This is a genomic window from Streptomyces sp. NPDC033178 (genome assembly GCF_055577685.1).
This window is the reverse complement of the sequence record NZ_JBVIPT010000012.1, coordinates 54,809-69,775: the sequence shown is the minus strand read 5'-3', so window position 1 is coordinate 69,775 and position 14,967 is coordinate 54,809. Positions and strand designations below refer to the sequence as shown.

At 71.3% G+C, this 14,967-nt stretch carries 10 protein-coding genes and 1 other RNA gene; 2 read left to right on the top strand and 9 right to left on the bottom strand.

The window, feature by feature from the left end:
* Window positions 1–56: 56 nt before the first annotated feature.
* The 5 genes from ssrA to ftsE all read right to left on the bottom strand — a co-directional run bounded on the left by ssrA (window position 57) and on the right by ftsE (window position 4,171).
* Window positions 57–444, bottom strand: a transfer-messenger RNA (tmRNA) gene (gene ssrA / locus ACZ5VQ_RS27965).
* A gap of 159 nt (window positions 445–603) precedes the next feature.
* Complete coding sequence (gene smpB / locus ACZ5VQ_RS27960; RefSeq protein ID WP_186001021.1) at window positions 604–1,137, bottom strand: SsrA-binding protein SmpB; 534 nt, start codon at window positions 1,135–1,137, stop codon at window positions 604–606.
* Window positions 1,138–1,241: 104 nt separating this feature from the next.
* Window positions 1,242–2,408: a S41 family peptidase gene (locus ACZ5VQ_RS27955; RefSeq protein ID WP_469107293.1), complete on the bottom strand. Its 1,167-nt coding sequence runs from the start codon at window positions 2,406–2,408 to the stop codon at window positions 1,242–1,244.
* 67 nt (window positions 2,409–2,475) lie between these two features.
* A complete protein-coding gene (gene ftsX, locus ACZ5VQ_RS27950) occupies window positions 2,476–3,393 on the bottom strand; it encodes a permease-like cell division protein FtsX (protein WP_055615826.1) in 918 nt (305 codons plus the stop codon).
* An 88-nt stretch (window positions 3,394–3,481) separates the two neighbouring features.
* Complete coding sequence (gene ftsE, locus ACZ5VQ_RS27945) at window positions 3,482–4,171, bottom strand: cell division ATP-binding protein FtsE (RefSeq protein ID WP_200397853.1); 690 nt, start codon at window positions 4,169–4,171, stop codon at window positions 3,482–3,484.
* Between the two features lie 348 nt (window positions 4,172–4,519).
* Between ftsE and ACZ5VQ_RS27940 the strand changes: the two genes are divergently transcribed.
* The gene (locus tag ACZ5VQ_RS27940) at window positions 4,520–4,714 is read left to right on the top strand and encodes a hypothetical protein (protein ID WP_055615824.1); all 195 of its coding nucleotides are present in this window, start codon (window positions 4,520–4,522) and stop codon (window positions 4,712–4,714) included.
* Window positions 4,715–4,883: 169 nt separating this feature from the next.
* Here ACZ5VQ_RS27940 and ACZ5VQ_RS27935 read toward each other — a convergent pair whose 3' ends face one another.
* The 4 genes from ACZ5VQ_RS27935 to ACZ5VQ_RS27920 form a co-directional block, all read right to left on the bottom strand.
* Window positions 4,884–5,495, bottom strand: coding sequence for an LPXTG cell wall anchor domain-containing protein (locus ACZ5VQ_RS27935; protein ID WP_469107292.1), 612 nt, complete (start codon window positions 5,493–5,495; stop codon window positions 4,884–4,886).
* Between the two features lie 304 nt (window positions 5,496–5,799).
* Window positions 5,800–6,906 carry a peptide chain release factor 2 gene (gene prfB, locus ACZ5VQ_RS27930; protein ID WP_469107291.1) on the bottom strand — a complete coding sequence of 369 codons (1,107 nt, stop codon included), beginning with the start codon at window positions 6,904–6,906 and terminating at the stop codon, window positions 5,800–5,802.
* 292 nt (window positions 6,907–7,198) lie between these two features.
* Entirely contained in the window at window positions 7,199–8,443 is a 1,245-nt protein-coding gene (locus ACZ5VQ_RS27925; RefSeq protein WP_469107290.1) for a serine/threonine-protein kinase, read from the bottom strand.
* Window positions 8,444–8,624: 181 nt separating this feature from the next.
* Window positions 8,625–10,295 (bottom strand): serine/threonine-protein kinase, encoded by a 1,671-nt coding sequence (locus tag ACZ5VQ_RS27920; protein WP_469107289.1) that lies wholly within the window; start codon window positions 10,293–10,295, stop codon window positions 8,625–8,627.
* A 438-nt stretch (window positions 10,296–10,733) separates the two neighbouring features.
* Between ACZ5VQ_RS27920 and ACZ5VQ_RS27915 the strand changes: the two genes are divergently transcribed.
* The gene (locus ACZ5VQ_RS27915; protein WP_469107288.1) at window positions 10,734–14,606 is read left to right on the top strand and encodes an FHA domain-containing protein; all 3,873 of its coding nucleotides are present in this window, start codon (window positions 10,734–10,736) and stop codon (window positions 14,604–14,606) included.
* The last annotated feature ends 361 nt before the right edge of the window (window positions 14,607–14,967 follow it).

Here is a 14,967-nt window from a genome sequence, read left to right as displayed (position 1 = left end):
CAAACACGACAAAGGCCCCGCTGCCTGGGCGGCGGGGCCTTTGTCTAACATGGGATGAGTGGAGATGGCGGGAATCGAACCCGCGTCCACCGGTGCAGAATCAGGGCTTCTCCGTGTGCAGTTCGCTTCGATTTTCTCGGCCCCGGTGATCACGCGAACAAGTCGCCGACGGGCCCAGTCACTGTTTGATTTCCCATCGAACCCCGTGACCGGGCTCGATGGTTTAGTTCCCTAGATTATGCCAGGGTCCGGGTCGGGAACACCCCCGGGCTGACACCCTTTTAGGGTCCTTCAGTCGCTGTTATTAGGCAGCGAGGGCGAAGGACTGGGAATCGCTCTTGGAATTGGCGATTATTGGTTGCGACATATGGTTAACGAGATCATTGCCGCTTCCTCGACACGCTTCCCCTGCTTCAACAGCCGCTGTCGAAACCGATCATCCCCATGTTGATTTTTCAATCCTCTTCGGAACTTCTCCAAGCGAAGAGGTGCGCACCCGCTACGAGGTGCAGTGCCATCGTACGTGACCAACGCTCACCGATGCCACCGTATTCCCGGCGGCCCGGCGGCTGGGCGCCCACCGGCCCGCCACTCGCCCCGCTGCTACTCGCCCCGCTGCTTCCTCTTGGCCGCCGCGATCGCCCGGTCCGACTCCCGCCGGTCCTGCTTCTCGCGCAGGGTCTGCCGCTTGTCGTACTCCTTCTTGCCCCGGGCGAGCGCGATCTCGGCCTTCGCGCGGCCGTCCTTGAAGTAGAGGGCGAGGGGCACGATCGTGTGACCCGTCTCCTCGGACTTCGACGCCAGCTTGTCGATCTCCTCGCGGTGCAGGAGCAGCTTCCGCTTGCGGCGCACGGTGTGGTTGGTCCACGTGCCCTGGCTGTACTCCGGGATGTGGGCGTTGTGCAGCCACGCCTCGTTCCCGTCGATCTGGACGAAGCCGTCGGTCAGCGAGGCACGGCCCTGGCGCAGGGACTTCACCTCCGTGCCGGTGAGGACGAGCCCGGCCTCGTAGGTGTCGATGATGGCGTAGTCGTGCCGCGCCTTCTTGTTCTGCGCGACGATCTTGCGCTTGCCGTCCTTGACCTTGCCGGAGGTGCCCCCTCCCTGCTTCGGCTGGGATTCTTTCGGTACGTACATGCCCTTGCTCATAGTGCTGGCCATTTTCGCACTAGAGGGGCCCACGAGGGAAAGCCGATTACGGGAGACGCGGACCGTCGGCCCAGAATGCCGTGTCCGGTCGGCTACGAGGGGTCGCCGAGCCCGCTCAGTACGGTCTCGGCCCGCTCCAGCGAGCCCTCCTCGGCCTCCAGGTCGGGGGTGATGCCGCGGCCGTCGACGCCGCGTCCGGAGGGGGTGCGGTAGTGCCCGACGGTCAGCTCGGCGACGGAGCCGTCGGGCAGCCGGCTCGGCATCTGGACCGAGCCCTTGCCGAAGGTCCTGGAGCCCACGACGACCGCGCGGCCGCGGTCCTGCAGGCCCCCCGTGAGGAGCTCGGCCGCGCTCATCGTGCCGCCGTCGACGAGCGCGACCAGGGGTCTGGTGGTGTCACCGCCGGGATCGGCGTGCAGGGCACGCTGGTCGCCGTTCACGTCGTACGTGGCGACGAGGCCGCCGTCGAGGAAGGCGGAGGCGGCGGTGACGGCCTCGGTGACCAGGCCGCCGGAGTTGCCGCGCAGGTCCAGGACGACCCCGGTTCCCGTGGGGGCGTCGGCCACGGCGGTCCGTACGAGGTCTCCGGAGCCCTTGGTGAAGGCGGCGACCTTGATCACGGTGACGCCGCCCGGCAGTTCGCGGACCGTCACGGAGTCGGTGGACAGGCGGGCCCTGCGCAGGGTCTCGCGCCACGTGCGCGTGCCGCGCTCAAGGCCGAGTGCGACGGTCGTTCCGGCGCTCGCGTCGGTGGCGTCGCCCCTCAGTAACGAGACGACCTCCGTGACGGGCCTGCCGTCGACCCGGTGGCCGTCGATGCTGCGCAGCCGGTCGCCCCGGCGGATCCCGGCGGCCTGCGCGGGCGAGCCGGACTGCACGCGGGTCACCTCGATACGTCCGTCGCGCTCGCGCCGGGCCCACAGGCCGACGCCGGTGTACTGGCCGTCGAGGGCTTCCTCGAACTCCTCGTACTCGCCCGGGGAGTAGACCGCGCCCCAGCGGTCGCCGCTGCGGCTGACGGCCCGCTCGGCGGCCTCGACCGGGGACTTGCCGTCGGCCATCGCCTCGGCGGCGGCGTCGGCGACGTCCTCCTGGTGGCCCGCGGGGGCCGACCTGGCGGACGGGGAGGCGCTCTTGCGGACGGGGGTGTCGAACGAGCCGGTCGCGGCGCCCGCCGCGAGAACGCTCGCGAAGACCAACGTCAGGGCCGCCCCGCGGCCGAAGCGGCGGGGCTGACAGAACAGGTCACGGCCTGACATGCCGGTGAGTCTAGGACAACGAGAAGGGCCGTACCGGCGCTTGCCGGTACGGCCCTCTTGTCATGCGTCACACCTTCAGGTACTTGCGCAACGCGAAGAACGCGGCAAGCGCGGGCATCAGCAGACTCGTCGCGAGGATGAGCGGCAGCTTCGTGAGAACGGCGTCCCAGCCGATGAAGTTGATCAGATTCAACTTCTCCGACAGGGCCAGACCGTGGTCGATGATGAAGTACCGGGCGATCAGCAGGAAGGCACACGCCACCCCGCCGCCGATCAGTCCGGCGACCGCGGCCTCCATGATGAACGGCGCCTGGATGTAGAAGCCGGAGGCGCCCACCAGGCGCATGATCCCGGTCTCACGCCGACGGCTGAAGGCGGAGACGCGCACCGTGTTGACGATCAGCATCAGCGCGACGACGAGCATCATCGCCATCACCGCGCGGGCGGCCCAGTTCATGCCGTTGAGGAGCCCGAAGAGGTTGTCGAGGATGCCCTTCTGGTCCTGCACGGACTGCACGCCGTCACGGCCGTCGAAGGCGGTCGCGATGACCTGGTACTTCTCCGGGTCCTTGAGCTTGATGCGGAAGGACTCCTGCATCTGGTCCGGGGTGAGCGAGGCGGCGAGCGGGGAGTCGCCGAACTGCTCCTTGTAGTGCTTGTACGCCTGGTCGCTCGACTCGTGCGAGACGGTCTCGACGACGGACATCTTGTCGAGGTCGGTCTCGATCTGCTTCTTCTGCTCGGTGGTGACCGCTCCCTTGGCGCAGTTGGGGTCGGACTCCGCGTCGCTCTTGTTGCAGAGGAAGATCGAGACGTTGACCTTGTCGTACCAGTAGCCCTTCATCGTGTTCACCTGGTCGCTCATCAGGAGCGAACCGCCGAACAGGGCGAGGGACAGGGCGACCGAGACGACGACCGCGAAGGTCATCGTCAGATTGCGGCGGAGACCGACACCGATCTCCGACAGAACGAACTGGGCGCGCATGGCGTCTTCTCAGGCCTTTCCGTGGCGGATGCGTGGGGAGTCCTCCCCGTGCTCTGCGGTGGCGCCGAGAGCATGAGGGAGGTCGCGGTCAGTGCTGGTAGCCGTACACGCCGCGCGCCTGGTCGCGGACTAGTCGGCCCTTCTCCAGCTCGATGACGCGCTTGCGCATCTGGTCCACGATGTTCTGGTCGTGCGTCGCCATCAGGACGGTCGTGCCCGTCCGGTTGATCCGGTCGAGCAGCTTCATGATGCCGACGGAGGTCTGCGGGTCGAGGTTTCCGGTGGGCTCGTCCGCGATCAGCAGCTTGGGCCGGTTGACGAACGCTCTCGCGATCGCCACCCGCTGCTGCTCACCGCCGGACAGCTCACCGGGCATCCGGTCCTCCTTGCCGCCGAGCCCGACGAGGTCGAGCACCTGCGGCACGGACTTGCGGATCTCGCCGCGCGACTTGCCGATGACCTCCTGCGCGAAGGCCACGTTCTCGGCGACCGTCTTGTTCGGCAGGAGGCGGAAGTCCTGGAACACCGTCCCGAGCTGGCGGCGCATCTGCGGCACCTTCCAGTTGGAGATGCGCGCGAGGTCCTTGCCCAGGACGTGCACCTGACCGTGGCTGGTCCGCTCCTCACGGAGGATCAGCCGCAGGAAGGTGGACTTTCCGGAGCCGGAGGACCCCACCAGGAACACGAACTCGCCTCGCTCGACCTCCAGGGAGACATCCCTCAGAGCGGGGCGGGTCTGCTTGGGGTAGACCTTGGACACGTTGTCGAATCGGATCACGGATGCACCACAGGCCGTCGGGGATATCGGGGTTAGATGAGCGTGACCATACGCGACCCGGGTACACGCGCGCAGTCGCCGGGAGAGGTTGCGCAAGGGTTGTGCGCTTTTGTGCGGGGCAACCTCTGAGAGGGGCTGCACCCGGAAGGAGCGTGGGGCTGTATCGGTATGCGGCACCGCCGCGTGGACGCGACCGGCCGCACACGGCCTGTAGTCGCGGGAAAACGCAAGCCGTCCCATCTGAGAGCGAGCCGCGCACCCTCCGGAGGAACCTGGCACAGTGGAGGGGGAACGTATCCGTTCCCGAGAGCGTTGTGTACGTGGAACCGGTGCAAGGAGGGCGAGCGCATGACGTACGACCGGCTGGTGTGCGCGAACTGTGCCGCGCCCGTGAACGAAGGCCGCTGCCCCGTCTGCCGCGCGAACCGTGCGCGGCTGCAGCAGGAGGGCCCCTTCGGAGGCGGCCTCAACCCCATGGCGCTGATCGCACTGCTCGCCATCCTGATCGCGGCAGTGGCCCTGCTGGCCCACCAGACCGCGTAGGACGCGCGCGAGGCACGAGCGGGCACGCACAAGGCACGGCGGCAGCGGGCGGCGAGACGCCGACAAGGCCTGCGGACAAGACATGAGGAAGGGCCCGGAGCTTCAAGCTCCGGGCCCTTCTCACGCACTCACGTCACGCACTCACGCGCGCGTACGCCCATGACGTCCGTCAGGCAGCCGCGCCGCGGCCGTTCATGAGGCGGGGCAGCATACGGAAGCCGATGCCGCCGGCGATCATCGTCGCGGCGCCGATCAGCAGGTACGTGATGTTCTCGGCGGCGCCGGTCTCGGCCAGCTCGCCGCCGGTGCCCTGGGCGGAGGTGTCCGAACCGGTGTCGGTCAGGCTCTCCTTGCCCGCGCCCTGCTCGACCGGCTGGGAGCCGCCGTCGGGGTCGGTGTCGTTGCCACCGGTGCTGCCGCCGTTGTCGTTGCCCGGGTCGCTCGGCTCAACGGTGGGCTCGTCGGTCGGCTCCTCCGTCGGCTCGGTGGGCTCCTCGGTCGGCTCCTCGGTGGGCTCCTCGGTGGGCGGCTCCTCGGTGGGGTCCGTCGGGATCACCGTCGGCTCTTCGGTGGGCTCCTCGGTGGGCTCCTCGGTCGGGTCCTCGACAGCGAGGCCGACCTCGACACCGTTCTTGTCGGCGCTGGCGCCGACGTTCAGACCGCCCACCTCGACACCGACGTCGAGAGCCGAAGCGGCACCGGCGGCGGTCAGCGAAGCACCGGCGGCGATCACCGCGCCGGCGGCTATCCGCGCGATCCGGATACGCGTCTTCTTGGTCATCTGGTTGCTACCCCCAGTAGCTCATCGTCAATGGTGCAGCGCCCGGGGCCGCGACGTCGGGTAAAGCTCGGTGGAGCCCCCGGTTCACATGCGCCCCAGAGATACGCATGCCGCGCGTCAGCTTTCCCACTTTTCAATGCAACGTCAAGGTCGTTGCGACCGCGATGTCCAGATCAAGCTCTTTTGACCGGCACAGCGTCATGTGAGTGTGATGTAAAACCCAGACATCGGCCTACACAAAGGGCAACTGCCGTCCAGTGGATGGCAGTTGCCCTGTCGACAAAGCGACGACTACAAATGTCGCCTACTTCTCCCGCTGCTTGCGCCAGCGAATTCCGGCCTCCAGGAACCCGTCGATCTCGCCATTGAAAACGGCCTCGGGGTTTCCGACTTCGAACTCCGTGCGCAGATCCTTGACCATTTGGTACGGGTGCAGGACGTACGAACGCATCTGGTTGCCCCAGGAGTTGCCGCCGTCGCCCTTGAGGGCGTCCATCTTGGCCTGCTCCTCCTGCCGGCGCCGGTCGAGGAGCTTGGCCTGCAGCACGTTCATCGCGGACGCCTTGTTCTGGATCTGCGACCGCTCGTTCTGACAGGAGACGACGATGCCGGTGGGGAGGTGGGTGAGCCGCACCGCGGAGTCGGTCGTGTTGACGCCCTGGCCGCCGGGCCCGGACGAGCGGTACACGTCCACCCGGAGCTCGGACTCGTCGATCTCGATGTGATCGGTCTGCTCGACGACGGGAAGGATCTCCACACCCGCGAAGGAGGTCTGGCGGCGGCCCTGGTTGTCGAAGGGCGAGATGCGCACCAGCCGGTGCGTGCCCTGCTCCACCGACAGCGTCCCGTACGCGTACGGGATCTGGACGGCGAAGGTGGTCGACTTGATGCCGGCCTCTTCCGCGTACGAGGTCTCGTAGACCTCCGTCTTGTATCCGTGCTGCTCGGCCCAGCGCAGGTACATGCGCTGCAGCTTCTCGGCGAAGTCGGCGGCGTCGACGCCACCGGCCTCCGCGCGGATGTTGACGAGCGCCTCGCGGGAGTCGTACTCCCCGGAGAGCAGTGTCCGGACTTCCATCTCGTCCAGCGCCTTCTTGACGGCGGTGAGCTCGGTCTCGGCCTCGGCCCGGGTGTCCGGGTCGTCCTCCTCCTCGGCCATCTCGAAGAGGACACTGAGATCATCGATACGCCCGCGGAGCGCTTCGGCCTTGCGCACCTCGGCCTGGAGGTGGCTCAGCTTGCTGGTGATCTTCTGCGCCTCGTCCGGGTCGTCCCACAGGGACGGCGCTGCCGCCTGCTCCTCGAGCACGGCGATGTCTGCCCTCAGCTTGTCGAGGTCCAGGACGGCCTCGATCGACTCCATGGTCGAGGAGAGGGACTTGAGCTCTTCGGATACATCGACGACTGCCACGCCTCCAGCGTAACGGCTCCACGAAGTGGCTCCGCCGGTGGAACGGGGGGCTTGCTGGTGGGGGCTCCATTTGTCGTCCGCGGGTGGGTCGGTGCTGGCCGCGCAGTTCCCCGCGCCCCTAAAGACAAAAAGCCAGGGGCGCAGCCCCGCTTTTTAGGGGCGCGGGGAACTGCGCGCTCAGCACCGACCCACCCGCACCCAACACACCACACCAGCCCCCACCCACCCAGGGGCGCGGGGAACTGCGCGGCCAGCCCGAACCAACCCGCGCCCGGAGGACAACCGCCGCCCGTCAGGGCGAAGCCGGCGCCGACGTCTCCGTCTCGGACGGCGTCGCACCCGCGTCGTCGCCCGAGGTGGCGAGCCACGCGCCCACCCCCACCGCGGCGACGAGCGCCACCCCCGCCGCCCCCAGCGTGATCCGCCGGCGCCGAGCCGCGGCGGCCCGATGGCGGGCGGACCCCGGCCGGGGCGTCCCGGCGGCACGCGGAGCGCGGGCCGTGCCGCGGGCGCCGCCCGCGAGCTCGTCGGGCCCCGGCACCCTCATCGACGTATGCGTGTCACGGTTCGAGTCCGGCTTGGCGCCGGGCACGAGGGGAACGGCCCCGCGCCGGACCCGCTCGCGCGGAGCCTGAGGCTCCGCCGGCGCATCGTCGTACCCGCCGCTCCCGTCCTCGTCCCCGTCCGGCTCGTCCACGTCCAGCGGCGGCATCCCCGCCAGTATCGGCAGCTGCTCCCGCAGCCGCTCACCCAGCTCGGACGCCCGCAGGCGGGACGCGGGTGCCTTCGCCAGGCACTGCACGAGCAGCTGCCACAGCTCCTCGGGAATCCCGGGCAGCGGGACGACGGTCTCGGTGACGTGCCGCCGCAGGACCGCCCCCGGATGTCCCCCGCCGAACGGCGTGAACCCCGCGAGGAGTTCGTACAGCACGGTCGCCAGGGCGTAGATGTCGACGGCCGCCCGCGGGGGCAGCCCCTCGATGATCTCGGGCGCCAGGTAGTCGGGTGTACCGATGATCTTCGTCGCGCGCGTCCGGCGCGGTGAGTCGATGAGCTTGGCGACGCCGAAGTCGGTGAGCAGCGCGGGGTGCGAGCCGCCGGGTCCGAGCGGTCCCTGCATGTCGAGCAGCACGTTCTCCGGCTTGACGTCCCGGTGCACGACCCCCGCCGCGTGCGCCGCGGCGAGTCCGTCCGCGACGTCGGCCACGATGGCGACGGCGGCCTCGGGCGCGAGCCGCCGCTCCCGGTCGAGCCGGGTCCGCAGATCCGTACCGCGGACGAGGTCCATGACCAGGGCGAGGTCGTTGCCGTCGACCACGAGGTCGCGTACGGAGACGACGTGCGGGTGATCGAGGCCGAGCAGGGCCGTCCGCTCCTGCACGAAACGGCCCACGAGCTCCTGGTCGGACGCGAGGTCCTCGCGCAGCAGCTTGATGGCGACGGGGCCCTCGGGCCCCTCGCCGAGCCACACCGTGCCGGCGCTGCCCCGCCCCAGAATCTGGTTGGCGGTGTACCGGCTGCCGATCTTCCGTACCAAGACTGCTCCTACGGGCGCGTGTTGCCGATAAAGCTACGCGCCCAGAGCGCCAACCTCCTCTTCGGCGACAGAAATCACCCCCCAGGTGTCGACAAATCCCCAGAACCGCACCGCGGTTCCGGGGATTTGAAGGGGCAATGCTCTGAAATACCTGAAAAGGCTTATTGGCACCCGAGAAGACTTACTTCCCGGAACCGCCGCCCAGGTCCTCGACCCAGCCGGAGACCGTGCCGAACATGTCCGACAGCTGGTCCCAGTAGTTCTTGGACGTGCCGATCCAGCCCTGGAGCGGGCTGAACTCCCAGATCGCCCACCCGGCCAGGAACAGGATGACGACGGTGAACAGGCATCCCTTGAGGCAGCCGAGCCCGGGAATCTTCATCCGGTTGGCGCTGCGCTGCCGGGGCTCGCGCGGCGGCCGCGGCGCGGGCTGCTGAGGCTGCTGGGGCGGAGCGTGCCGCTGCTGAGGCTGGTGCTGGGGCGCGTACCCCTGGGGCTGCTGTCCCTGCTGCGGATAGCCGTACCCGGGCTGGTTCTGGGGCGGTCGCTGCCGGCGCTGCTGCGGCTGCTGGGGCCTCGGCTGCGGCGGTGGCTGCTGCTGGGGCCTGGCGACCTGGCGCTGGGGGCGCCGCCGCAGCGGGTCCTCGTTCGGGTCGAGGTACGGCTGCATCTGCGTCGGCTCGTTGCGGTCGCGGGCCGCCCGCAGCTGGTTCTGCCAGGGGTGCGGATCCTCGGGGCCCGCCCCGGGCTGCCCCGGGGGCACCGGCGGCATCACGGCCGTCGGGTCGGCCGCACCACGGTTGGGCAGTACGGCGGTGGGGTCGGCGGCGCCGGTGTGCGGCAGGACGCTGGTCGCGCCGTTCGGGTCGTACGAGGCGGCGCCCTGCGGGAGCACCTGGGTGGGGTCGGCGGCACCGAAGTCGCCCGGCACGGCGGCGGGCGCCAGGTCCGGGGCGAGCATCACGCCCACGGCCTCGGCGGCGGCGATCTGCGCGGAGTTGGAGTGCACGCCGATGCCCTCGGCGACCGTACGCAGACCTCGGGCGAGGTTCTCGGCGCTGGGCCGCTCGTCGGGGTTCTTGCGCAGGCAGCGCTCTATGACGGTCCACAGCGGGTCGGGGGCCGTGGAGGGCCGGCGCGGCTCGGCGCTCAGATGCTGGTGGAGAACCTCCAGGGCCGATCCGCCGCCGAACGGGGGACGGCCGGTGACCAGCTCGTACAGCATGATTCCGGCGCCGTAGATGTCGACGGCGGAGGTCTGCGGGCGGCCCTCGGCCGACTCGGGCGCGACGTAGGCGGGCGTGCCGACGAACTCGTGGGTGCGGGTCAGGCCCGGGGAGTCGGCGAGGCGCGCGATGCCGAAGTCCGTCAGCATCGGGTGCATCTGGCCGCCGTCCTGCTTGAGCAGGACGTTCGCGGGCTTGAGGTCGCGGTGCACGACGCCGTCGGCGTGGCTGGCGGCGAGCGCGTCGGCGACCTGGGCGGTCAGGAGCGCGGCGGCGACCGGCGAGAACGGGCCGTTCTGGCGCAGGTAGTGATGGAGGTCGGGACCCTCGATCAGGTCCATGACCAGGGCCAGCAGATCGCCCTCGACCACGAGGTCCCGTACGCGCACGATGTTCGGGTGGGTCAGGCGGAGCAGCACGGAGCGCTCCCGCAGGAACCGCATCACGATGTCCGCGTCGTTGGCGAGCTCCTCCTTGAGGACCTTGATCGCCACCGTTTCACCCGGCTGACCGGGTACTGCCGCCTCGGCGCCCGCTGTCTCCCTCTGGCGGGCGCGCCAGACGGTGCCTGTGGCGCCGCGCCCCAGCGGCTCCTCAAGGAGGTACTTGCTCCCTACCGGCCGCACGTCATGCGCTCCCTGCTGCTTGCCTGACTGATCCGTCCACCCTGCTACGGGTGGTTCCGACCCACTGTAGTGCCGTCGAACGTGGCACCGGGCTGTCGTCCCGCTGCGGTTTCCCTCACCCCGCCTGCCCATGCATTACGTAAGCCGTTCCTGTATGTGTTCGATGAAAAGACGCTCGCTTTGGGTGGTTTGGTTGCCGCATCTTGACGTGACCGATCTCAAGCGGACATCGCTCGGGCATTGGTCAGGCACTTTTGCGGGCAGAGCCGACCAATCAAGATCACATGCCGGTGGAGGACGGGCGTGTTGTCAGTGGCAGGTGCGAGGATGCTTTCCGTACTGGCCGACGTGCCCGTGTGCGGTGGGGGGAATCTGCGGTGGGGGACCGCGGGGCAGCCTCGTCACGGGCACCCGCGACAGAAGGGACCGCTGACGGCGATGCAGATCCGGCTGACCGTCGTAGACCCGCTGGGGACGCGCCCCGAGGGACGCCCCGCGTCCTGCGACGTGCTGGTGACAGCACCCGCCGGGACCGCGCTCGCGGCGGTGGCCTCAGGCCTCGCCTCGGCGGTCGGGGGCGAGGGAGCCGGGGTGCTGTACGCGGGGGCGGAGCGGCTCGACGCACAGCGCTGCACGCTGGGTGAGCCACCTCTCATGGACGGCGCCGTGCTGTCGCTCGGCGCCCCCGCGGAGCCGGGCCCCGACCTCGACCCCGCCGCGGCACAGCTGCGCGTGGTGGCCGGACCCGATGCCGGAGGCGTCCATTTCCTGCACGGCGGCCGGATCGACATCGGCCGCTCGGCCGACGCCGACGTGCCGCTGGACGACCCGGACGTCTCCCGCCTGCACTGCGCCGTGACGGTCGCGGCCGACGGCCGCGTCTCGGTGGCGGACCTGGGCTCCACGAACGGCACGACGCTGGACGGCCGGCGCGTGAGCGAGCGCCAGGTGCGGTTCGCGCCGGGGGCACTCCTTCGGGTGGGCGAGTCCGCGCTGCGCCTGGCCCCGGCGGGCGAACCGGCCGTCGTGCGGGAGACCGCACCGGACGGCGAGGGACACATCCGGGTCGTGACGGCATCGGAGACCCCCGAGCGGGAACAGCCGACGGCCACGACCGGTCGTACGGGACAGCAGGCACCGGCGCCGGCACCCGGCGAGGCGGCCGGAGCGGCGAGGGTGCCCCACGCACGCGACGGGGCCGACCGGGGTGACAGGGACGACGGCGGCACTCCGGAGGCGGCCTCCCGTTTCCAGGTCGCACCGCCGACCGCCGAGACGCATCACGGGTACGGCACCGCGGGGTGGGGCTCCGCCGAGGGCGGGCGCTCCCACCGGGCCGCCGGGGCCACGTCCTCGCCCCAGGGGCACACGCCCGCGGACCCGACCGTCGTGCCCGGGCAGGGCCGGGCGCCGCGGATCGAGAGCACGGATGCCGGAGCACCTTCGGCAGCGGCCCCCGAGGAGAACCCGGACGCACCCGCCCCCGGTGAGCGTGATCGAAAAGGCACTCCCCTCCGGGGGACACCCCTGCCGCGTGGTGTGCGCAAGCGCGGCGGACTTTCCGCATGGGCCAGACGGCTGGCGGGCGGCCGGAGCGACGAGCCGGACGCGGAGCACGACGAGGCGTTCGACGACGCGTACGAGACACCGGCCGCCGAGGAGCCGGTCGTCGCGGGCTCGTCCGCTCCCGAGCGGTGGCCCGATCCCGCGGCGCTGCTGCTGGCCGCGCTCGGACCGGGTCCGCGGCTGTGGGAGCGCGGCCCGGGACACCCGGAGACGCTCACGGTGCGGCTCGGCACGGCGGACCGGAGCGCGCCCGACGGCTCCGGCCTGCTCCCCTCGGTGCCGGTGACCGCGGGTCTGCGGGAGGTCGGGGCACTGGGCCTGGCCGGGCCGCGCGGCCGCCTCTCGGGGCTCGCCCGCGCGGTGGTCGCCCAGCTCGCCGCGCTGCACTCGCCCGACGCCCTGGAAATCACCCTGATCAGCACGGACCGCTCCCGTTCGGTGGAGGAGCGCACCGCCGAGTGGTCCTGGCTCGGCTGGCTCCCCCATCTCCGTCCCACCCACGGCCAGGACTGCCGCCTCCTCCTCGCCTACGACCGCGAACAGGCGACGGCGCGCACGGAGGAGCTGGTCCGCCGGCTTGAGGACCACTTGGCGGAGGCGGGCCGGGCCTCCGTCTCCACCGGCGGAGGAGGGTTGCGCCTCGGCGACGGTTCACCGGACGACAGCGGGGCCTTCTCGGCCGTACGACGGTCAGGTGGCGACGAGCGACGGGAGCCCGGCGGCGAGCGGGGCCATGGAGGCCACGACGGTGGCGCGAGCGGCCGTCCCGGATCCACCTTTCCCTCTGCCTCTTCCTCCACCTCTTCCTCCTCCGACGGTCCGGCCCGGTCGAGGCACCCGTCCGACGACGATCCGGCCCGCGCCGGTGAGCGCACCGGTTCCGCCGGCCCGGCGTCGCCCCGCGCCCACCCCACCGCACGCGACAGCAACATCACCCACCTCGGACTCCCCCGCAGCGGTACGCAGACCAGTGACGCGGCCTCGCGAGGGCGGGCCAGGCGGCCCTCCTGGGCGCGGTCCGACGATCCGGCGGAGACCGAGTGGCCGGGCCCCCACACCGTCGTCGTGGTGGACGGGGACCCCGGGTCGGCCGGTGTGCGGGAGGCCGTGTCACGGCTCGCGGCCGAGGGGCCCCAGGCCGGGATCCATGTCATCTGTCTCGTAGAGACGCCGGCCGCGTCGCCCGCCTCACCGGTGACGGACACGTACGAGGCGGCCTGTGCGGCCTCGCCCGCCTTCCGGGAGTGCGGTGCCGTCGCGCTGCTCAGCGGGGACGTGGCGACGGCGCTGCGACTGCTGCGCGTGGCGCACGGCAAGCAGGCGGGCGGTTCCGCATCCCCCGCGCGGGGCGGGCCCGTTGGCCACGGCACGGTCGCCGCCGTGGACGCCGTGTCCATGGCCTGGGCCGAGCGGTTCGCCCGGGCGCTGGCGCCGCTCCGCGCGGACGGCGTGGCGGGCGAGCGGCACACCCGTGTGTCCGCGCCGCTGCCCCAAGCCGCCCGGCTGCTCGACGAGTTGGGCCTGGCGAGGGCCACTCCCGCGTCGCTGATGGCGCGCTGGGCGGACGCGGCCGACGACCCGGAGGCGCTCGGCGGCCGGGCCACGGCCGTGCTGGGCGCCGGTCCCCGCGGGCCCGTCTGCGCGGACCTCGCGGTCGAGGGACCGCATCTGCTGGTCGAGGGGCCTTCAGGCAGCGGGCGTACGGAACTGCTGCGTTCGGTGGCCGCCTCGCTCGCCGCCGCGGAGCGGCCCGACCGGCTCGGCATCGTGCTCATCGACGGCCGGGACGGCACGGGCAGCGGTGGCGCGGCCGCGCGCGGGGACGGGCTCCAGGTGTGTACGGACCTGCCTCACGTCACGACGCATCTGGGTGCCCACGATCCCGTACGGATGCGGGAGTTCGCCCAGTCCCTGGCCGCCGAGCTGAAGCGGCGGGCCGAGCTGCTCGGCCGGCTCGACTTCGCCGAGTGGCACGCCCTGCAGGACCGACAGGACAGGCAGGCCCGACAGGATCGGCAGGACCGGCAGGGGGCGTCGGGCCGTGTCGTCGCCCAGCGGTCCGCAGGTTCGACGGGTTCGGCTGGCTCGGCTGGCTCGGCTGGTTCGGGGGCGGTCAGGCAGGCGGGCGGTACGGCGGGCGGGTCTGCCGGTGCCGGGGACCTCGATACTCCCTCCAGTTCCACGCTCCGGCTGCGTCCCGTCGCGAGCCGGCCCCGTTCGGACACGGGGCCTCCACTCCCCCGGCTCGTCGTGGTCGTCGACGACCTCGACGCCCTGCTCTCCCCCGCGCTGGGCTCCCCCGGGCGCCCGGCCGCCGGTTCGGTCGTGCGGGCGCTGGAAGCCGTGGCGCGGGACGGGGAGCGGCTCGGGGTGCATCTCGTGGCGGCGACCGGGGGCGGGGAGCGGACGGACGAGACGGAGCTGGCTCGGCGGGCGACGCTTCGGGTTGTGCTCGAAGCGGCGGTGGCCGGGCCGGAGGAGCCGGCGCCCGGGCGGGGGCGGCTCGGCGGACCGGCCGGTCGGTCAACGCCGTTCCAGGGGGGCCGGGTCACGGGTCGTATTCCTCGTACGGCGACTCTGCGTCCCACGGTCGTGCCCCTGGAGTGGGCTCGCATGGGCGATCCTCCCGCGCGCCGGCCCGTCCGTGAGCTGGGCAACGGGCCCACGGACCTGGCCCTCCTGGCCAGCGCCCTGGAGCGGGCGGCCCGCTCGGTCTCGGCGACGGAGGTGCCGTCGCTTCTTTAGCGCCGGGTTCGTCCGGCGTTTTCCTCGCCCCCGCCGCCCCTACCCATTCCCGTCCCTTTCGGGGGCCAGCCCCCGAACCCCCGCTCCTCAAACGCCGGAGGGGCTGATTTTCAGCCCGTCCGGCGTTTGAGGAGCGCGGCAGCGCGATGCGGGGGTCTGGGGGCGGAGCCCCCAGGGATGGGACGGGTAGGGGCGGCGGGGGCGAAAAAAGCCCGACGCTCCCAGGGCACGCCCCCAAGTCCCCACGTCACGACGCGGTTACGATCACGGCCTTGACAGCGCAGGCGCTCTTGCCGCCCCCAAGCGCACGGGCGTAGACCAAGAGCGCACGGGACAGCGCTCGGACGTTCGACGAAGAACG